This window comes from Oricola thermophila (genome assembly GCF_013358405.1).
Taxonomy (GTDB): Bacteria; Pseudomonadota; Alphaproteobacteria; order Rhizobiales; family Rhizobiaceae; genus Oricola; species Oricola thermophila.
In genome coordinates, this window is record NZ_CP054836.1 from 1,810,989 (window position 1) to 1,831,311 (window position 20,323).

Here is a 20,323-nt window from a genome sequence, read left to right on the forward strand (position 1 = left end):
GCTCCTCAGCGTCCCAATGCGGCCTGCTGCTGCAACGCGACACGCGCCTGCAGGCGTTGTTGCGCCTGGTCGACCACGACCGCGGCGATGATCACGATTCCCTTGATAACAGTCTGCCAGAAGGAACTGACCCCCATCATCACCAAACCGTCAGACAAAATTCCAATGACGAAGGCCCCCACGATCGTCCCCGCAATACGGCCGCGCCCGCCCGACATCGAAGTCCCGCCCAGAACCGCCGCAGCGATGGCGTTCAACTCGAAGGTCTCTCCCGTTGCCGGATGGGATGCTACGAGCTGCGAGGAAATTATCAGCCCGACGATGGCCGCGCAGAAGCCGGAGAACATGTAGACGAACATCTTTACCCGGTTAACGTTCACCCCCGACAGCGCGGCGGCCCGTTCATTGCCGCCGACGGCATAAATGTAGCGGCCGAGCGGTGTGCGCTGAGCGAGATAGGCTGCGCCGCCGCCCACGACAATCAGCAACCAGATCGTGAAGGGAATACCGAGGAATGAGCCCGAGCCCAACATATAAAAACCGGTAGAACCGTATTCGGCCTTGCCGACGAGGTTGGGAAAGGTCGCGCCATCCGAGGACAGCAGGGCGGCGCCGCGCGCGATGTAGAGCGTGCCCAGCGTCGCGATGAATGGCGCAACGTTTAGCCTGGTTATGAGAAAACCGTTGAGCGCACCGACCAGCACGCCGACCAGCAGCGTGACCAGCATGATCTCGAATATATTTAGATAGAGCGTGTAGCCGATACCAAGATCCACGCCGTTCAAGATCAGGAAGCCGGCAACCATCCCGCACAGGCCGACAATCGAACCGACCGACAGATCGATGCCGCCGGTTATGATCACGAAGGTCATGCCGATCGCCAGGAATGCATTCAGCGCAACGTGCTTGGACATGATCACGAAATTGGCGGCGCTCAGAAAGTTCGGCGCCGCGAACGCAAAGAACAGGAACACCGCAATCAGCGCGATGAATGTGCGCATCTTCAGGATCAGAAGCAGAAGCGACTGATTGTTGGTCTGCAAAGGTGCCGCTGCCGTGGCTCCGGTGGTCATGCTACATTCTCCTCAAGATGAACATCCGGCTCGTGGCCGACAGCCGAACACGCAACGATCGCCTCCTCACTCGCATCGGGACGATCGAATTCGCCAGTTATCCGCCCGTTGGACATGACGACAATACGATCAGAAAGCGCCATCACCTCTTCCAGATCCGACGTCACAAAAAGAATTCCGAGACCGTCGGCAGCCAGCTGCCGCATGGTCCGAAATATTTCGGCCTTCGCGCCGACATCGACGCCGCGGCTCGGTTCGTCCATCAGCAGAACTTTCGGCTCCGTCATCAGGGCCTTGCCGATGACAACCTTCTGCTGGTTGCCGCCCGAAAGCGAACTGACCGGATTTTCCGGACTCGCAATCTTGATGGTGAGCCGTCGCACGAAATCGAGTACCCTCCTGCTCTCCCCCTTCAGGTCGAGATCGAAGAGCCGCGTGAAGGCGTTCAGGCTCGAAAGCGACATGTTCTCCCGGATCGAGAGGATCTGGATCAGGCCCTCGGCCTTCCTGTCCTCGGGTATCAACGCGATGCCCCGCCGAATGCGGCCCGCCACGTCGCGGTCCGAAATGTCGGCCCCGTCAAGGTAGACCTTGCCGGTCGAGTGGGGATGGCGGCCGATAATGCATTCGAAAAGCTCGGAACGTCCCGCACCCATCAGGCCGTAGATGCCCACAATCTCTCCCGCACGCAGCGAAACGGAGACATTGTCAACGGCAAGCCCGCCCGACTTGCTCGGCAGGCTGACGGACTCGGTGCGCAGGATCTCGTCCCCGAAAGCATGCTCCTCGGCCTTGGCGAAGTCCTTCGAAGCCGATCCTATCATGTTGCGGACGATCCAGGCCACGTCGACGCCCTCCATCGGCCGCGTGCCGGTGATGCGGCCGTCGCGAAGCACGGTGATGTAATCGCCAATGCGGATCAGTTCTTCGAGACGGTGAGAGATGTAAACGATACCGACCCCCTGGCGCTTCAGGTCCGCAATTACCCGGAAAAGTATCTCGACCTCGGAGGCGCTGAGCGCCGAAGTCGGTTCGTCCATGATGAGTATCTCTGCGTCCTGCGAAAGCGCCTTGGCGATCTCCACGATCTGCTGCTGGCCGATCCTGAGGTCCCCGACCTGCGTGTCGGGATCAATGTCGTGCTCCAGCCGCTCCATCATGCGGCGAACCTCGGCGCGCTGCATATCGGAGACGATATCGACGCCAAAGCGGGTCTTCTCGCGCGTGATGAAGATATTTTCTGCGACGGTCATGTTCGGGAACAGGTTGAGCTCCTGGAACACGATGCCGATACCGTGACGCTCCGCATCGCGTGTCGTTGCGAAATCAACCGGCACGCCATTTCGGATAATTTGCCCCTGGGTGAGTTGTTCGACACCGGCGATGGTCTTCATCAGTGTCGACTTGCCCGCGCCGTTCTCGCCAACAAGGACATTGACGGCGCCCATCCGGACGTCGAAATCGACCTTGTCGAGAGCCAGCGTACCGGGATAAACCTTGGTCGCGCCTCGGACAGACAGTCCGATCGGATGATCGCTCCGCGTCATTGATTCCCGCCTTTCGAGACGACTACCGGAGTAATCAGCACATCTTCATCCGCGGCAGTGAGCGACATCGCGCCGGATACCGCGATGCGCTGACCGACAAGCCCTTCGCGATCAAGGTCCTTCAACGCAGTTTCGTAGGCGCGTCCGTTGAGCGAACGCGACAGCTGGGCAAAGGCGATCTGATCCCGGTAGTCGGAAAAGTCGATGAACGGCAACGTGTCGCGAACCGACGTCCCACGGATCACGGGACCGAGCTGAAGCGTGGCATCGGCGATATCATCGTCATCGATATCCACGCCTGCTGTCGCGGCACGGGTTTCGGTGTTCGCCGCGACGATCACGCCGGTCAGGCGGGTTGCAAAGTTCCAAGCCCCGAAACCGCCTTCCTGGCGATGGCCATATTCCTTACCCGCGGCATCGAGATCGGACCGGATCGCCGGCAGCAGCACCGCCAGGTCCGTGGCCTCGTCCCTGAAATGTGGCACCACCTTTTCGTCCCACATCTCCACCAGCCCGGATTCGGCATCCTGGCCTTGCAACGAGGCTGTACCGCTCGCCGATCCCGTACGAGCGGGATCATCAGAATACTTGACGAGCTTGCAGCCGCCAATCGCGAGCAGCAATACGAGTACGATAGCCGAAAATCCAAAACGGAATGTCAATTCTGTCACTCCCCATCGGCCACACAGGCCGGTGAACAGACACCCGACAGTCCGCATGGCGTCGCCATGCGAACTGTTCGCGGATATGCGAACCGCGAATACGTGGCCCGCAATACGAGGGTCAGTTGCTCAGGGCAAAAGTTTCCAGCTTGGCGGCATTCTCAGCCGTTATCAGGACGCAATCCATGAGCTGCTTCTCGTCAAGTCCCGTCGATCCCGTCTTCAGGTACTTGTCAGCCTGCTCAACGGCAACCTCGGCCTGGCGGTAGGCGGGCTGCAATACCGTCGCCTTGATACCGCCGGCAAGGATGGAATCGCGTACGTCGTTCGAGCCGTCGAAACCAACAACAATCACATCGGTGCGACCGGCAGCCTCAAGTGCGGCCCATGCGCCCATGGCCATGGTGTCATTGCCTGAGATGACGCCCTTGATGTCGGGATTGGCCTGAAGAATGGTCTCCATCTTCTCGTAGGCTTCCGTCTGGCTCCAGTTGGCCGACTGCTGCGCGACCATCTCCATGTCAGGATACTGGTCAATCACATCGTGGTAGCCGGCCGAGCGGATGCCGGCATTCGTGTCCGACTCCTTGCCGAGAAGCTCGGCATACTTGCCCGACTCGCCCATCAGCCTGACGAATTCCTCGGCACCCAGCTGCGCGCCCTGATAGTTATTGGAAACGATCTGAGAGACCGCGACGCCGGTTTCAGTGATTTCGCGGTCAATGAGGAAGGACGGGATGCCCGCCTCCTTGGCGCGACGCACGGGAGCAACCGAAGCATCGGCACCGGCATTGTCCAGGATGATGGCCTTCGCACCACGGGCGATCGCGGTATCGAAGAGTTCGCTCTGCTTGTTGGGGTCATCGTCATGCACGAGCACAAGCGTCTCGTATCCCAGTTCCTCGGCCCGCTTCTGGGCTCCCTCGGCCTCGGCCTTGAAGAACGGGTTGTCGTGCGACGGCGTGATGATGGCAATCAGGTCAGCAGCCGATGCGGCGCCAGGCGCCGCAAGGGCGACAGCTGCGGCAACCCCCGCTAGAAGCATTCTGCGCGTCAATGTAAACATATGGTCTCCTCCCAGTTGCGTTTAAGCACTTGCTTTCCTTCCGGCGCTTGAATGCGCCATTCCCCGGCCTTCTAGGTTATCCGGCGAATACTCTCCGCGATCTCTTCTGGTTCGAATACCCCGATCCAGTCATCTCGCATCAGTCGTTCCTTGCCGTTCTCGATGGCCTTGTTGCATGCGTCCGAAAACACGCCATCAACCTCCCCCATCGTCACGGCACCCAGAATGTTCATGTGCCCGAGGAGGAAGTCTCTGGCCGCCACCGGATCCACGCCGCGACGCACGACCTCATCCATGGCCTCCTTCATTATGACCAGAAGTGTAGCGCAAACCGTTTCGGAGAGCCCCGGCTCCAACAGCGCCATCTGCTCGACCGTGACGCGATGCGAGCGAAGAATCGGTGCAAAAATGGTCCTCGCGATGTCTTCGCCAATGGCATAGTGCTCTTCGGGCCCCTGCATCAGCGCGCTCACGATCGCCTGTTTCGCGGCGATACCGCCGAAATGATCGCGCCTGGCGTTCTCGTCGGTCTCTTCATTGAATATCGGCGGATGACACGGATGCGTGACGAAATAGGTCACGTCGTCCCGATCGGGCAGATGCCCGGCAAAGGGAGCCGCGGCATCAAGCGCCATGATGATCGTGCCAGGCTGCACCCTGTCGATGATCGATGACGATACGCCGCGGATGGCCGTGTCGGGTACGGCGAGGATGATCGCACCGGCACCTTCGAGCGCATCGTCCATTTCGACGCAATCGAGACCGGTCTCGCTCTTCAGCCGCTCCCGACCGACTTCGCTTTTCTCGACATGCGCGACTTCATAGCGCGAGCCTTTCAGGTTGCGCGACAAACGCACACCCATTTTTCCCCCAGCGCCGACCAGAGCGATTTTCATCCTCTTCCTCCAATTTTTTCGGAACCATACCGCAAGCCATCATGTTGTCAACTGGTATGATGAGATGATAGAGGGCAAATCGAGATTGGGAGATCACGATGAAGAATCGGTTGGTAGCACGCTATGATGTCGAGAGCCCGCTTCCGCTGGCGAAGGTCGCCGAGGTCATTGCTGGCGAACAGTCATCCGGTACCTTCATGCGGCTGCCCGGAGAAACAGACGCGCTGCGTGAACGTTCTGGCGCACGCGTTGAAGCATTGATCGAACGCTCAACTTCCGACAGCCCATCCCTGCCCTGCCGGATAGCGGGCAGCTGCTATACCCGCGGGGAAATCACCCTGTCGTGGCCGATAGAGAACATGGGTGCATCGCTGACCAATGCGTTGGCCACGGTCGCCGGGAACCTGTTTGAACTGGCGCAGGTCTCGGCGCTTCGGCTGCTCGACGTCACTTTTCCGCAGGATTTCGCGTCTGCCTGCCCGGGCCCGGCATTCGGTGTTGCTGGCACGCGCGAACTGTCCGGCGTGGAGGGACGACCAATGATCGGCACGATCATCAAACCCAGCGTCGGCTTGACCGCGGACGAGACGGCCACGCTTGCAGGTCGTCTTGCCGAAGGCGGAATCGACTTCATCAAGGATGACGAACTGCAGGCCAACGGCCCTCATAACCCGCTCGAGGAACGGGTGCAGAAGGTCATGAGGGTACTGAACGACCATGCGGATCGCACCGGCAGAAAGGTGATGTACGCCTTCAACATCACCGGCGAAGTCGACGAAATGAAACGCCACGCCGATTTGGTCGAGGCGGCTGGAGGCAGCTGTATCATGGTCAGCATCCATTCGGTCGGCCTTGCCGGTCTCGGCGCGATCCGGCGTCATGCCCGCCTCCCTCTCCACTGCCACCGAAACGGATGGGGGCTGTTTCAGCGCTCGCCCGATATCGGAATCAGCTATCGCGCCTGGCAGAAGTTTTGGCGCCTCGCGGGTGCGGATCATCTGCACGTGAACGGTATCGCGAACAAGTTTTCCGAAACCGACAATTCCGTGATCGACTCGGCACGTGCCGTTGGCGAGCCGTTGTTCGACGGCAACACGCCGACCATGGCGGCGATGCCGGTCTTTTCGTCGGGCCAGACCGCACTGCAAATGCCGGCCACTTTTGCTGCAATACGATCACCGGATTTCATCTTCTGTGCCGGCGGGGGTGTCATGGGGCACCCTCGGGGAATTGCCGGCGGCGTCGCGAGCCTTCGGGAAGCAGCGGAAGCCGCGAGCAAAGGCATCCCGCTGGAGGTTCATGCAGAGACGCATCCGGAGCTTGCAGCCGCCCTTGAAGCCTTCGCGAGCCGGATGTCATGAGCGAAAGAATGCTGATTTCCTACTACGGAGACGACTTCACCGGCTCCACGGATGTCATGGAGGCGCTGTCGGCGAATGGCGTGCCAACAGTGCTCTTCACGCGAATACCCGAATCGCAAGAGCGGTTGCGGTTCAGCGGGTACCGCGCGGTCGGCCTTGCCGGTCAGAGCAGGAGCCGTCCTCCCGATTGGATGGACAGAATGCTGCCGCAGGCATTCGACTGGCTGCGCTCGCTCGGGGCGGGATTTTGCCACTACAAGATTTGCTCGACCTTCGACAGCGCTCCGGGACGAGGATCGATCGGCCGGGCGATAGAAATCGGTCTGCGGACCTTCGGCCAGCACAGAACCGCCCTCATTGTCGGCGCGCCGCAACTGGGGCGATACACATTTGCCGGTCACCTGTTCGCAACCTACCGCGACAGCGTCTTCCGCATCGACCGCCATCCGGTCATGTCCCGCCATCCCGCAACTCCGATGAACGAATCCGACCTACTCGTTCACCTCGGCGCGCAAACAGACCTTCCATCAACATTGCTCGACCAGCTCGGACCGACAGGCCCAATCGCGGACGATAACCGTATCGTGCTCATCGATGTGCATGACAACGCGACACAGGCGCGGGCTGGTGCCCTGGTTGCCGATCCCGCCAATGCACTCGGTCCTTTCATTGTCGGCTCTTCCGGCGTGGAATATGCACTATTGAGTGCATGGCGGGATGCCGGCTTGATCGGGAAACCAGGCACCCACGAGCCAGCGACGCCGAAAGACCGGATCGCTGTCGTTTCCGGCAGTTGTTCCGAAACTACCGAGCGCCAGATCCGCGCGGCCGAACAGAACGGGTTTGCCGCGATATCCGTGGACTATGGGCGCATAGCCTCCGGCGAAGGCCTGGAACACGAACGCGCACGTGCGCTTGACGGCGCGGCGAAAGCCCTACGGTCCGGGCTCAGTCCGATAGTCCACACCGCACTCGGGCCGCAAAGCGTGGCCACATCTGACGGCACGGTCGGCGACGACACAAGCGAACGCGTCGGCCGGTTCCTCGGCGCCTTGCTGGACACATTGCGCCGGGAGTTCTCGCTGGACCGATTGGTCATCGCGGGCGGCGACACGTCGAGCACGGCGCTCGGAGAACTCGACGTTGTCGCATTGACGCTGCGCCATCCGATCGCCGCGTCGCCAGGTTCTCCACTTTGCAACGCATGGACAAGGTCCCCCGGAGACACGTTCGAGATCGCCCTCAAGGGAGGCCAGATCGGAAACGACGACTACTTCATGCGGCTACGCGACGGGATGGTATGAGACCGCACACAGCGGACCGCCTCAGTCATGCACCTCAAAGTAGTCGGGGTATTGAATACGTGCAGCCGCGAGGACTGTGCGAATATCGCCGATATGATCGCGCAATCGCCGCTCCGCCTCCGAAGGATCCCGCTGCTCGACAGCCGTTATAATGGCTTTGTGTTCCGCCAGAACACGGTGCCTGCGCCCCTCGGACAGGGTCATGAAACGCACTCGGTCCATGTGAGCCTTTTGCTCCAGTATCAGCGTCCAGGCATGGCGGTGCCCAGCAATGTCGCAAATGGTCTCGTGCAGCGCCTCATCCAATGCGTGGAACTCCGCCCGAAGACCACAGCGCAGCGCGTCCGCCTGCTCAGCAAGGTTGTCCCGCAACCGGGCCAAGCCGGTGTCGTCGAGCCGCTTGATGGCGAGCCGAAGGCACTCGACCTCAATCGCCGTCCGCGTGAACAATGCGTCCAGAACCGCCCTCTCCGAGATCGGCCTGATCAGCGTTGCGCGCTGGGGCCTGATCGACAGAAAGCCGAGCTTGGACAAACGAAAGAAAGCATCGCGCACAGGCTGACGTGAAACACCAAGCTGCCCCGCGACCTCGGTTTCCGAAACCTTCGTTCCCGGGGGAAGTCTTAGAGAAACAACGGCATCATAGAGCGACCGGAACACCTTTTCGGTCGCCGAAATCGCCGAAGTATCGATGGGGGTGAGTGCGAGTTCGTTCACTTTTTCTCCGGAGTTCGGTTGCCCAGACCATATAGAGCCGTTCAAGTTTTGACTCAACTGATCGCCTAGCATATTAGTTTGACGGAATAGTCCTCGGAGTGCCGGCGAATGCCCCTTACCGATCCGAACCGCCTGTTCCCGACCGAGCCGAAATTGCGGGATCTAGCCCGGGCGCTCCATGAGAGCATCCAGAATCTGCCCATCATTAGCCCACATGGCCACTGCGATCCCCGATGGTTCGCCGAGAACGAGCGCTTCCCGAACCCGGCGGAACTTTTCGTCATACCGGATCACTACGTATTCCGAATGCTTGTCAGCCAAGGCGTCGACATGACCGAGCTCGGCGTGCCGCGCATCGACGGCGGCGCGACCGAGACAGACCCCCGCAAGATCTGGCGGTTGTTCGCAGCGAATTACCACCTGTTCCGCGGCACGCCTTCGGCAATGTGGCTCGATCATTCCTTCGAACATGTATTCGGCCTCGAGGTACCGTTGTCCGCCGAAACGGCAGATCACTACCATGACAGAATCGAAGCTTGCCTAGCCCATGACGATTTCCGCCCCCGCGCGCTGTTCGACCGGTTCAACATCGAGGTTCTGGCCACGACCGAGAGTCCGCTGGACGATCTGAAATGGCATCGCCGCATTCACGAGAGCGGATGGAATGGCAGGGTCATCACGACCTATCGCCCCGATGATGTTGTCGACCCCGAGTTCGAGGGATTTGCCCGGAATGTTGCCCTGCTGGGGGAACTCACCGGCGAAGACACTAGCACCTGGAAGGGATACCTGAACGCGCACCGCGCACGGCGAGCCTATTTCCGTGAATTCGGCGCAACCGCTACCGACCACGGTCACGCAACGGCGCGCACCGAGAACCTTTCGGCAATTGATGCCGAAGCACTGTTCCAGAAGGCACTCGCAGGGCGATGCACCGCCGAAGAGGCCGATGCCTTCCGGGGACAAATGCTGACCGAAATGGCGCGCATGAGCATCGAGGACGGCATGACACTGCAGATCCATCCCGGAGCGCGTCGCAACCACAACCGCGAGGTCTTTCACCGGCACGGGCGCGACAAAGGCTTCGACATTCCGGGCCGCACGGACTTCGTTGGCGCACTCAAACCACTTCTGGACGCGGTGGGGCTGGAGCGCGGTCTCACCGTGATTCTGTTCACGTTGGACGAGACCACCTATGGCCGAGAACTCGCGCCTCTGGCCGGAGCCTACCCCTGTCTGAAGCTTGGCCCGCCATGGTGGTTCTTCGACAGCTATGAGGGCATCCGCCGATTTCGCGAGGCCACCACCGAAACCTGCGGCTTCTACAATACGGTCGGATTCAACGACGACACCCGGGCGTTTTGTTCGATCCCCGCGCGGCACGACGTCGCCCGTCGATCCGACTGTGCCTATCTGGCGACGCTCGTGGGTACGGGACGCATGCGGGAGAGCGAAGCATTCGAGGTCGCACGCGACCTCGCATACGGACTGGTCAAGGACGCCTATTGCCTTTGACGGGCGTCGCCAACGGGAGGGGAGCATGAGACATCGCTTGAGGAAGCCGGCAGCGCTCGCCGCAACAGCGGCAATGGGCACCTGGGCGCCGGCCCGCGAAAAAAAGTTGCGCTCTTCGGACGCCGGCCCTGACGGATACCCCTCGGCGGTGAATTACACGAGCGGGCTTCCCCAAGAAGACCCGGATGGCCGCGTCCGTCCAGCGATCGATCACTCTGCACAGGCTGGCGAATGGGTGGACACGACATGACCTCCAGTTCCGGCATCGGGCTTTGTACTCCGTCGGCAGGCGCTGTCCTGTTCGTCGGGCGTGCGGCCGGCCAGACCACGGCAACACGGACCATCCGCACGACATGGCCGTTCCATCCGGCAAGCGTCGGGACGCTGCTGCTTGTCACATTTGTGCCGGCGCTTTCGCTGTGGCTGCCATCGATCATGCGATAGGAGAGAACGATGCAAACAAGGACCTTTCCCCAGGTCGAAGCCGATACCGGCGTGACGCGCCAGGTGCTCGCCGACAGTCCCGAACTGATGGTCGTAGCCTTCACGTTCGAGAAAGGCGCTCGCGGCAGACGCCACAGCCATCCGCATGTCCAGTCGACTTACGTGGAACGTGGCCTGTTTCGCTTTTTCCTCGGTGAGGAAGCCTTCGACGTGGGACCGGGCGACAGCTTTGTCATCCCCTCCGGCGCGGAACACGGATGCGAATGCCTGCAAGCCGGTCGCCTGATTGACACCTTCACCCCGCGCCGCGACGACTTTCTCTGAAGCTGCGCGCCAACCGGAGAGACCCAATGCTCAAGACCGAGACCCGCTACGCCATTGATCCCGAATCCGCAAAGAACTTCGACACCACCCGGCTTCGCGACCATTTCCACGTCGGAGACCTTTTCCGCCCCGGCGAAATCCGGCTCGTCTATACCCACTACGACCGGCTGATCCTCGGCTCGGCAGTGCCGTCCGGCGGCCAACTGACACTCGAACAAATGCCGGAAACAGGCACACCCGGCTTTCTCGACCGGCGCGAGGCCGCTATCCTGAATATCGGCGAGCCGGGTACCGTGACGGTCGATGGCGAATCCCATACGATCGATACCGGCGAAGTGCTCTATATCGGCATGGGATCGGGACCGATCACGTTCGCCGGCGCGGGCCGCTACTACGTGCTCTCGGCGCCGGCACATCGCAAATGCCCAACCCGCCTCATCCGGAAGGAGGATGCGCGACGTGTCGAGATGGGTGCATCGGAAACCGTCAACGAAAGGGTCATCATCCAGTTTCTGCACCCGGAGGTCTGCGAAAGCTGTCAGTTGCTGATGGGCTACACGCAGTTCGCGCCCGGCTCCATCTGGAACACCATGCCGGCCCACCTTCATGACCGCCGCATGGAAGCCTATCTCTACTTCGATCTGCCGGAGGATGCGCGGGTGTTTCACTTCATGGGGCGCCCGGACGAGACCCGGCACATCGTGATGGCAAACGAGGAGGCGGTGATTTCGCCGCCATGGTCGATCCACTGCGGCGCCGGCACGGCTTCGTACACCTTCTGCTGGGCGATGGCCGGAGACAATATCGATTTCACCGACATGGACATGGTCGCAATGGAGGCGCTTCGATGAATTCCGCATTCCAGCTCAACGGCAAGCGCGCCCTGGTCTCGGGCGCCAATACCGGCATCGGGCAGGCCATCGCGATCGGCCTTGCGGAGGCCGGCGCACATGTAGTCGCCGCCGGTCGCTCGCCATGCGACGAAACGGTCGATCGTATCAGGGGCGCGGGCGGAAGCGCCGAGGCATTCATGCTCGACCTCTCCGATCCGGCTGGCGCAGCGTCACGGCTGACCGAGGCGGGGGAACTGGACCTGCTGGTGAACAATGCCGGCATCATCCGACGGGCGGAATCCGTGGACTACACGGAGGCGGACTGGGACGCAGTGATGGACGTGAACCTCAAGGCCGTGTTCATGCTCTCCCAAAGTTTCGCCCGGGAGGTCTTTGCACGCGGGTCCGAGGGGCGGATTGTCAACATCGCCTCGCTGCTCAGTTTCCAGGGAGGGATACGGGTTCCTGCCTACACCGCGTCCAAGCACGGGGTGGCGGGGCTGACCAGGATACTCGCCAATGAATGGACCGCACGCGGCATCAACGTCAACGCGGTGGCTCCGGGATACATCGCAACCAACAACACCGCGGCATTGCGCGCCGACGAGAAGCGAAACGCCGAAATCCTCTCGCGCATCCCGGCCGGGCGCTGGGGCGAGCCGTCGGACATAGCCGGCGCGGTCACGTTCCTTTGCGCGCCGGCGGCGAAATACGTCTCGGGTGCAGTGCTGAATGTCGACGGAGGCTGGCTTGCCCGATAAGCCAAGGCTGAAACGCTCGGGACGGGCTCCGCGTACGGGCATCCTCCACCTCGGTCCCGGCGCCTTCTTTCGCGCGTTCAACGCGGTCTACACCGACGAGGCAATGGCGACCGCGGGCGGCGATTGGGGAATTACCGCCGTTAGTCTCAGGAGCCCCACGGTGCGTGACCAGCTCGCGCCACAGGACTGCGTCTATACCTCCGTCGCACGTAGCCCCGACGGGGACCGACCGAAAATCGTTGGCGCGATCAACCGGGTTCTTGTCGCGCCGGAAGCCCAAGAGGCGGTAATAGCAGCGATGGCCGATCCCGCGGTGCGTATCGTCTCAATGACAATCACCGAGAAAGGCTATTGCCACGAACCGGCCACCGGACGGCTCAATGCGGATCATCCGGACATCACCCACGATCTCGCGCATCCCGCCACTCCGCGATCGGCTGCAGGCTTCATCGTCGCCGCCCTTAAACGCCGCAGAGCCAACGGATCACCCCCTTTCACCGTTCTGTCCTGCGACAACCTGCCCTCGAACGGACGGCTCGCGCAAAGCGTTGTGCTCGAATTCGCCGAAAGGGTCGATCCCAAGCTCGCCGATTGGATATCCGCACAGGTCCCCTTCCCCGCCACGATGGTGGACCGAATCACGCCTGCAACGACCGAGGGGGACATCACTCGCCTGGCCGAAGAAGCCGGTTACTGCGACCGGGCCTGCGTGGTGCACGAGCCTTTCCGCCAATGGGTCATAGAAGATCGCTTCGCGGCCGGACGCCCCGCTTGGGAAGAAGCAGGCGCGCAATTTGTCGACGATGTCGAAGCACATGAACTGATGAAGCTCAGATGCCTGAACGGCACTCATTCAGCTTTGGCATACCTGGGGTACCTAGCCGGGTTCGAAACCATTGCGGATACCGTGGCTGACGGCGATTTTTCCCGCTACTGCGAAAATCTCTGGACCGCGGAGATCGTGCCCACCATTCCGACTCCACAGGGCGAGAATCTCCATGTCTATTGCGCCACGCTGATGCAACGCTATCGCAATCCGGCCATCCAGCACAGGACCTGGCAAATTGCCATGGACGGCAGCCAGAAGCTGCCACAGCGCATCCTTGGCACGATCCGCGACAATCTTGAAGCCGACCGGGTCCCGACAGGCCTCTGCCTCGCAGTGGCGGGCTGGATGCGCTATGTCGGCGGCGTTGACGAGAACGGCAGCTCGATCGACGTGCAGGATCCGCTAGCGGATCGTTTGCGAGCCGCGTCTGACAGCGCGACAGACCCGGAAGGCAAGGTCGCGGCCCTCCTCGCCATCGAAGAAGTGTTCGATCCCGCCCTCGCCGCAGATCCCCATTTCCGCGAAGCGGTCGTACGCGCCTACTCCGCTTTGGCCGAACGCGGCAGCGCCGCGTCAGTAAGGGAAGCAGCGAAATGATCGAATGCTGGCGCTGGTTCGGGCCGCTCGATGATATTCGGCTAGAAGAAATCGCACAAACGGGCGCAGCAGGGATAGTCACAGCCCTGCACGAAATTCCCTACGGCGCAATATGGCCGCGCGAAGCCATAGCAAAGCGAAGCGCCGAGATTGCCACCGCCCCGGGCAATTTGCACTGGGCAGTGGTGGAAAGCTTGCCCGTCCACGAGGAAATCAAGCGAGGCGGACCGGATCGCGCACGGCTGTTCGCCAATTACCGCCAGTCGCTCGCAAATCTTGCTGCCGAAGGCGTAAAGGTGGTCTGCTACAACTTCATGCCGCTTCTGGACTGGACACGGACCCGGCTCGATGCGCAACTGCCTACCGGCGGCCGTGCGCTCCGCTTCTCGGCTGTCGAAATGGCTTTTTTCGATTTGCACGTGCTGGAACGCAAAGGCGCAGAGGGCGACTGGGCGCAAGACGTGTGCGAAGCCGCCAATGAGCTGGCCGCGACCGCCAGTAGCGGGGAGCGCGCACGATTGCTGAAAGTGATCATGTCCGGGCTTCCCGGTGCCTATGCGCGCTACGATATCGCCGGTCTTCGCGAAGCCTTGAAACCCTGGGAGGGATTTTCGGCCGACGACCTGCGCGCCAGCCTGGCGCGGTTCCTTCAGGAAGTCATTCCAGCAGCAGAGGAGCTTGGCATTCGCATGTGCATCCACCCGGATGACCCTCCGCGCCCGCTTCTTGGCCTGCCCCGGATTGTATCGACCGAGAATGACATTGCCTTGATCCTCGCGATGGCGGACAATACTGCAAACGGACTCACATTGTGCTCAGGTTCGCTTGGCGCACATCCGGACAACAACTTACCGGCCATCGCGCGCCGGTTTGGCGATCGCATCCACTTCGCACACTTGCGCAATGTCGCGAAAGAACCTGACGGCTCATTTCAGGAGACCGCACATCTGGAGGGCGATGTCGATATGGCCGATCTGGTGGCTATCCTGCTGAAGCAGGAAACGGCCCGCCGCGCAGCCGGGAACGACGATGCGCTCATTCCGTTCCGTCCAGACCACGGACACGCGCTTCTTGCCGACATTGGGCGCGAGACCCATCCGGGCTACCCCCTGATCGGGCGTCTCAGGGTCTCGCAGAATTGCGCGGCCTGATCGCCGGGCTGGAACGGAGGTCGGCATGAAAATCATTGTATTGGCTCCCGCAGACGACGTGGCGATCCTTACGGAAAGAGCCGCCGCCGGCGATCGTCCGCTGGGCTCGGGCCTACCGCTCAGCGCGGCCGTTCCCGCAGGGCACAAGATCGCCCGACATGCCATTGAGTGCGGATCCCCGGTCCACAAGTTCGGTCAGGTCATCGGATACGCGACCGAAGACATTCCCGTCGGCGCCCACGTACACAGCCACAACCTGGCCTTCGGAGCCCATGCAGGAGACGCAGAAGCCGGGGCTGATCTGGATCAGGCACGCAAGGCGGTTCCCGAACTGCAACCGCGCACGTTCGAGGGGTATCGCCGTGCAGACGGGCGGGTCGGCACTCGCAACATGATCGCCCTCCTGGCGACGGTGAACTGCTCGGCGACAGTAATTCGCCGCGCCGCCGACGAGATAGAACGACGAGGTCTGCTCGATGCCTATCCCAACGTGGATGGCATAGTCGCACTGACCCACGGCACGGGCTGCGGCATGGCCGCAGACGGGCCCGGATGGAGCAACCTGCAGCGGGTGCTCTGGGGACACGCGACCCACCCCAATGTGGGCGCAGCCATCTTTGTGGGGCTTGGCTGCGAAGTCATGCAGATCGCGCGCATGAAATCGATGTTCGGCGCCGCGGGCGAGGAGCGGTTCCACGGCCTGACCATTCAGGAAAGCGGCGGCACACGCGCCACGGTCGAGCGCATTGTCGCCCGCGTAACGGAAATGCTGCCCGAGATCGACACCGCAAGGCGTAGTCCGAGCCCTCTGTCCGATCTAGTCGTCGCACTGCAGTGCGGTGGCTCGGACGGCTATTCGGGAATTACGGCCAATCCGGCACTGGGCGTGGCCAGCGACTACCTCGTCGGCCACGGCGCCACCGTCATTTTGTCCGAAACGCCGGAAATCTATGGCGCGGAACAACTCCTGCTGCGACGCGCGGCGGATGCCAAGGTCGCAGCGGCACTGACCGAACGCATTCGCTGGTGGGAGGACTATACCAGTTCACATGGGGGGTCCATGGACAACAATCCCTCTCCCGGAAACAAGGCCGGAGGGCTGACCACGATCCTTGAGAAGTCGCTCGGAGCCGTGGCAAAGGGAGGAGCGACGCCGCTGAACGAGGTTGTCGGGTATGGCGAACGCCCCACTGCGCGCGGGCTCGTCTTCATGGACACACCAGGCTACGACCCCGTCTCGGTCACCGGCCAGGTGGCAGGCGGCGCCCAGATCGTCGTCTTCACCACGGGACGGGGATCGGCATTCGGTTCGAAACCGGCACCCACGTTGAAGCTGGCCACCAATGACCGTCTGTACAATACAATGATCGAGGACATGGACCTCAATTGCGGCGACGTTATCAGCGCCGGAGTATCGCTTGCCGACAAGGGCGCGGAGATTCTCGATCTGATCGTGGCAACGGCCTCGGGCAAGCACAGCAAGAGTGAACGTCTCGGCCTGGGCGATAACGAGTTTGTTCCCTGGCAGATAGGTGCGGTGATGTAGAAGACGACTGCGCCCGCCCCGCACGGATCGATTTCCACCGCCGTCACAAGTCGACCGGCCGATACCGGGATAGCGCCTGAACACTCGCCTGCAAAAGCGGTTCCGGCCGCGTGTCAGGTGTCGCTCTCTTCAGGCGATCGCCGGCGAATTATGGATGGCGGACATCGACGCCTTAGCGAATTGCGCCGCATCCGACGAAAGCAATCGCCGGCAAATCTCGGGGAAATACGCAACGGACGCAATCTCGCGGAACGCGGTTTCGTCTCCGAGATTTTTTCGGAATCTCCTGAACTGCTCATGGCCTCTTCTTCCGGCCGGTCGCCAGTCATGACGTCGGAAAGCGCTCGTCGAGCGCCTCCATTTTCGCGACGCCGAGAAGATCCTGCATATCGGCAAAGCTCGCCATTCTGTCGCGAATGCCTTCCAGGCTGCCCTCGACCTTCAAGGTGTCCATAACCAGCCGCGCACCGGCGAGAGCGGCAAGCATCGCCTCGATCGGATATAGGATGACGTTAAATCCGAGCGCCTCGATTTCCTTCACGGCAAGAGTTGGCGTCTTGCCCGTGCTCGCGGCATTGAAAACAAGTGGCACGCCAAGCGGACCAAGGTCACGACCGATCTGTTCGACATGCGCCATGGATTCCGGCGCGTCCAGAAACAGCGCGTCGGCGCCCGCTTCGGCATAGCGTGCCGCGCGCTCGATGGCAGCGTCGGTTCCATCGATGGCTATCGCATCGGTCCGCGCGATCAGGGCGAATTCCTCGCCTCCGGCTTCGCGCGCCGCGCGTATCTTGGAGATCATGTCCCGGACCGGAACCAACCGCTTGCCGCCCATGTGACCGCATTTCTTCGGCAGGACCTGGTCTTCCATGTGGACACCAGATGCGCCCGCAGCCAAGAATTCCGCAATCGTGCGCGCGGTGTTCAGTGCGCTGCCATGACCATTGTCGGCGTCAACGAGTATCGGCACGGTCGTCACGGCGCGCACCCTGCGGATGTGGTCCGCGACCTCGGTCGCGGTCATCATGCCAAGATCGGGCAAGCCGAGCATGGCGGCGGCCGCAGCATAGCCGCCGAGATAGACCAGGTCATATCCCGCCCGCTCCACCAGCCGCGCCGAGAGCGGATCGTAAGCCCCCATCGCTATGGTAGTGCGGCCGGAGCGAAACAAGGATTTCAGCTTTGCGTTATTGCTCATGGCTTTCCGATCATCCTTCCATTTCCCTCTCGCCCGCCGTAGCTCTCAAGAGCATGGGAAGAACGTGGCGGGCATGTTCGACCGCATCTGCTTCGGTCATTGCAGACATGGCATGATAAGCCTGCCGACCAATGCGGATCGCCGTCGGGCTGAGCGCAGAGAGTTCCCTGCCCATTTCCATCGCACGATCATGAACCCGATTCGCAGGCCGGATTTCGGTGACGAGGCCGTAATGCAGCGCCTCCTCTGCCGTCAGCGCGCGCCCGCGATAGACCAGGTCGAAAAACAACGGCCTTGGCAGGAGACGGCGAACCATCGCCATGGCGAGTATGGGGAACAGGCCGCTCAGGAGTTCCGGCAGCGCAAGTGTCGCATCCTCGGACATCACGACAAGGTCGCAGCAGGCAACGAGTCCCATGCCCCCGGCATGGGCGTCGCCGTTCACCGCTGCAATGACCGGAAGCCGCGCCGCGCGAACCGCCTGGCACATCGCGGCGAAATTCCGGCCGAACTGGAGATGCGCTTCCGCCCTGTTGCCTTCGGCCGCAAAGTCTCCCCCGAGACAGAAAGCACTGCCCGCGCCCTCGATCACAACGACACGAGACCGGATCGGAGATTCGTCGCGCAGCACGGCGGCGATCGCCGAGGCCATGGAAGCTGTGATCCGGTTTCCCCGCTGCGGCCGGTTCAAGGTCAGGTGCAGCGTCTGATCGTCAGGGGAGAAAAGTATCTCTTCGGTCATTTCAGTGTCCCAGATACGATGGCAGGGCCGTCGTCACGAATGGCAGGTAGGTGATACCAAGCAATACAAGCAGGTTGACCGCGAGGAACGGCAATGCCTCCCGCACCTGCTCCAGATAGGTCGTCCCGGCGATGCGTGCGGTGATAAAGAGCCCCAGCCCCACCGGCGGAGTGAGCAGGCCCAGATTTAGATTGAAGACAGTGATAAGCCCGAGTTGCAGCGACCCTATCCCCAATTCGTGCCCGATCGGCAGCAGGATGGGTGTTACCAGCACAAGCGCGGCAGCCGGGGCAAGAAACATGCCCAAGAACAAAAGCAGCAGGTTGACGAGGAGTAGGATCAGAACCGGGCTCGCAACTTCCTGTGTCACGTACGCAGCGAGTTCGGCAGGCACCTGGCTTCGGGTCAACGGCCAGGCAAGCGCAGCGGAGGCGGCAATCACGGCGGTGACGCTGGCCGTTTCCTTCGCTGTCTCGATCAGAATCGACCAAAGTCGGTGGGCGCCGATCCTGCGCGACACCAGCACAAGCACAACAGCATAGGCCACGGCCACGGCCGCGCTTTCGGTGATGGTGAAGATGCCGGCGATGATCCCGACAATGACGATCGCGGGCAGCATGAGGACGGGAAGCGCGCGGAACGTTGTCCGCAAGCCTTCGCGCATGGAAACGCCCCGATGCAGCGGGTAACCGCGGCGGTGCGCGATGTAGATCGCGAGGAAGATCATGCCCGCCGCCACGACAAGCCCGGGCAGGATACCGGCAACGAACAGCCCCTCGATCGACGTCCCTGTCTGCACGCCGTAAATCACCAGCAGTATCGAGGGCGGTATGATCGAGCCAAGCGTGCCCGCAGCGGCGACCAGCGCGCCCGAGTATCCGCCCGAATATCCTTCCTCCTTCATCGCCGGGACGAGGACGGAGGCCAGGGCCGAGGTGTCGGCCGCAGCCGAGCCCGATATGGAGGCGAAGAAAACCCCCGACCCGATGGCGCCAATCGAAAGGCCGCCGCGGAAACGGCCGACCAGCATGTTGGCAAAGGCGACCAGCGTCCGCGTGATGCCAGCGGCACCCATCAGGTTCCCCATCAGGAGGAACAGCGGCAAGGCGACCAGGGGAAAGGAATTCAGTGCAGAGACCATCTGGTCGATCAGCACAGTCAACGGGAAGCTGCCCATCGAGACCCAGGACGTCAGGCCGATGGCCACATAGATCGGGACGCCGACAAACAGCGTGACCAGAAATACGACCAGGCCGGTCATTTGCCGTCTCCGGCGCAGGGCGTCACCGCGCGGAGTGCAGTCTCCAGATGGAAGATCAACATGAAGATCGCCGCGACCGGGGCGCTGGCATAGAGCCATGCCGCAGAAAGATCGAGGCCGATAATCCGCGCCCTGCTGACAATCGCCATCTGGTCATATCCGGCAGAGATCAGCACCCAAGCGAACAGGCCTCCGCAGAACGCGATGAAGATTGTCACGGCGATCCGGGCGCATCCCCGCAGGCGGTCTGGCAGCAAGGTGACAGCCAGGTTTTCATCGCCCCGAACGGCCAGCGCCGCACCAAGAAAGGTGAGCCAGGTCAGGGTCAGGGCAGCAGTGACCTCCGACCACGGCGGCGTGTAGGCGAAGACATACCTTCCGATCACCTGGACGATGACCGACGCGAACAGGATAACCATGCCCACGCCAAGAGCGAGACGCAGCAATGCCGCGCCTCCTCCAGCGACCAGGGAAACTCCCCGGCTCAAGGGGTCCG

19 protein-coding genes and 1 pseudogene are annotated in these 20,323 nt (G+C 61.8%); 10 read left to right on the forward strand and 10 right to left on the reverse strand.

What is annotated here, in order from left to right; translation table 11 throughout:
• Positions 1–5 precede the first annotated feature (5 nt).
• From HTY61_RS08765 to HTY61_RS08785, 5 genes are all read right to left on the reverse strand, one after another.
• Positions 6–1,073 carry an ABC transporter permease gene (locus tag HTY61_RS08765; RefSeq protein WP_175276428.1) on the reverse strand — a complete coding sequence of 356 codons (1,068 nt, stop codon included), beginning with the start codon at positions 1,071–1,073 and terminating at the stop codon, positions 6–8.
• A complete protein-coding gene (locus tag HTY61_RS08770; protein WP_175276429.1) occupies positions 1,070–2,620 on the reverse strand; it encodes a sugar ABC transporter ATP-binding protein in 1,551 nt (516 codons plus the stop codon). Before HTY61_RS08770 ends, HTY61_RS08765 begins: the two co-directional genes overlap by 4 nt.
• Positions 2,617–3,282 carry a DUF2291 family protein gene (locus HTY61_RS08775; RefSeq protein ID WP_175276430.1) on the reverse strand — a complete coding sequence of 222 codons (666 nt, stop codon included), beginning with the start codon at positions 3,280–3,282 and terminating at the stop codon, positions 2,617–2,619. Before HTY61_RS08775 ends, HTY61_RS08770 begins: the two co-directional genes overlap by 4 nt.
• Positions 3,283–3,403: 121 nt before the next feature.
• Positions 3,404–4,348, reverse strand: coding sequence for a D-ribose ABC transporter substrate-binding protein (locus HTY61_RS08780; protein ID WP_175276431.1), 945 nt, complete (start codon positions 4,346–4,348; stop codon positions 3,404–3,406).
• A 71-nt stretch (positions 4,349–4,419) separates the two neighbouring features.
• A complete protein-coding gene (locus HTY61_RS08785; RefSeq protein WP_175276432.1) occupies positions 4,420–5,244 on the reverse strand; it encodes a phosphogluconate dehydrogenase C-terminal domain-containing protein in 825 nt (274 codons plus the stop codon).
• Positions 5,245–5,342: 98 nt separating this feature from the next.
• Between HTY61_RS08785 and HTY61_RS08790 the strand changes: the two genes are divergently transcribed.
• Positions 5,343–6,605, forward strand: a complete 1,263-nt coding sequence (locus tag HTY61_RS08790) for a ribulose-bisphosphate carboxylase large subunit family protein (protein ID WP_175276433.1) — start codon at positions 5,343–5,345, stop codon at positions 6,603–6,605.
• On the forward strand, positions 6,602–7,909 hold the full coding sequence (locus HTY61_RS08795; protein ID WP_175276434.1) for a four-carbon acid sugar kinase family protein: 1,308 nt from the start codon (positions 6,602–6,604) through the stop codon (positions 7,907–7,909). Before HTY61_RS08790 ends, HTY61_RS08795 begins: the two co-directional genes overlap by 4 nt.
• Positions 7,910–7,930: 21 nt before the next feature.
• On the opposite strand, the gene HTY61_RS08800 is transcribed toward HTY61_RS08795, so the two are convergent.
• Positions 7,931–8,626: a GntR family transcriptional regulator gene (locus HTY61_RS08800; RefSeq protein ID WP_175276435.1), complete on the reverse strand. Its 696-nt coding sequence runs from the start codon at positions 8,624–8,626 to the stop codon at positions 7,931–7,933.
• Between the two features lie 108 nt (positions 8,627–8,734).
• Here HTY61_RS08800 and uxaC point away from each other — a divergent pair, with 108 nt between their 5' ends.
• The 8 genes and pseudogenes from uxaC to HTY61_RS08840 all read left to right on the forward strand — a co-directional run bounded on the left by uxaC (position 8,735) and on the right by HTY61_RS08840 (position 16,626).
• Positions 8,735–10,141: a glucuronate isomerase gene (uxaC, locus tag HTY61_RS08805; protein ID WP_175276436.1), complete on the forward strand. Its 1,407-nt coding sequence runs from the start codon at positions 8,735–8,737 to the stop codon at positions 10,139–10,141.
• 246 nt (positions 10,142–10,387) lie between these two features.
• On the forward strand, positions 10,388–10,585 hold the full coding sequence (locus HTY61_RS08810; RefSeq protein ID WP_175276437.1) for a TRAP transporter large permease subunit: 198 nt from the start codon (positions 10,388–10,390) through the stop codon (positions 10,583–10,585).
• 9 nt (positions 10,586–10,594) lie between these two features.
• Positions 10,595–10,909: a cupin domain-containing protein gene (locus HTY61_RS08815; protein WP_175276438.1), complete on the forward strand. Its 315-nt coding sequence runs from the start codon at positions 10,595–10,597 to the stop codon at positions 10,907–10,909.
• 26 nt (positions 10,910–10,935) lie between these two features.
• Entirely contained in the window at positions 10,936–11,760 is an 825-nt protein-coding gene (kduI, locus tag HTY61_RS08820; RefSeq protein ID WP_175276439.1) for a 5-dehydro-4-deoxy-D-glucuronate isomerase, read from the forward strand.
• Positions 11,757–12,503 (forward strand): 2-dehydro-3-deoxy-D-gluconate 5-dehydrogenase KduD, encoded by a 747-nt coding sequence (gene kduD / locus HTY61_RS08825; protein WP_175276440.1) that lies wholly within the window; start codon positions 11,757–11,759, stop codon positions 12,501–12,503. The genes kduI and kduD overlap by 4 nt, the downstream gene beginning before the upstream one ends.
• Positions 12,475–13,929 carry a mannitol dehydrogenase family protein gene (locus HTY61_RS08830; protein ID WP_175276441.1) on the forward strand — a complete coding sequence of 485 codons (1,455 nt, stop codon included), beginning with the start codon at positions 12,475–12,477 and terminating at the stop codon, positions 13,927–13,929. The genes kduD and HTY61_RS08830 overlap by 29 nt, the downstream gene beginning before the upstream one ends.
• Positions 13,926–15,109, forward strand: a pseudogene (gene uxuA / locus HTY61_RS08835) (mannonate dehydratase). The gene HTY61_RS08830 and the pseudogene uxuA overlap by 4 nt, the downstream one beginning before the upstream one ends.
• Positions 15,106–16,626: a UxaA family hydrolase gene (locus HTY61_RS08840; protein WP_175276442.1), complete on the forward strand. Its 1,521-nt coding sequence runs from the start codon at positions 15,106–15,108 to the stop codon at positions 16,624–16,626. The pseudogene uxuA and the gene HTY61_RS08840 overlap by 4 nt, the downstream one beginning before the upstream one ends.
• Positions 16,627–16,951: 325 nt before the next feature.
• Here HTY61_RS08840 and HTY61_RS08845 read toward each other — a convergent pair whose 3' ends face one another.
• From HTY61_RS08845 to HTY61_RS08860, 4 genes are read right to left on the reverse strand one after another with little or no spacing between them, the layout of a single operon-like run.
• On the reverse strand, positions 16,952–17,824 hold the full coding sequence (locus HTY61_RS08845) for an isocitrate lyase/PEP mutase family protein (RefSeq protein WP_175276443.1): 873 nt from the start codon (positions 17,822–17,824) through the stop codon (positions 16,952–16,954).
• Between the two features lie 10 nt (positions 17,825–17,834).
• Positions 17,835–18,566 carry an enoyl-CoA hydratase/isomerase family protein gene (locus HTY61_RS08850; protein WP_175276444.1) on the reverse strand — a complete coding sequence of 244 codons (732 nt, stop codon included), beginning with the start codon at positions 18,564–18,566 and terminating at the stop codon, positions 17,835–17,837.
• A gap of 1 nt (position 18,567) precedes the next feature.
• Positions 18,568–19,827, reverse strand: a complete 1,260-nt coding sequence (locus HTY61_RS08855; RefSeq protein WP_175276445.1) for a TRAP transporter large permease — start codon at positions 19,825–19,827, stop codon at positions 18,568–18,570.
• Positions 19,824–20,273, reverse strand: coding sequence for a TRAP transporter small permease (locus tag HTY61_RS08860; protein WP_175276446.1), 450 nt, complete (start codon positions 20,271–20,273; stop codon positions 19,824–19,826). The genes HTY61_RS08855 and HTY61_RS08860 overlap by 4 nt, the downstream gene beginning before the upstream one ends.
• Between the last annotated feature and the right edge of the window lie 50 nt (positions 20,274–20,323).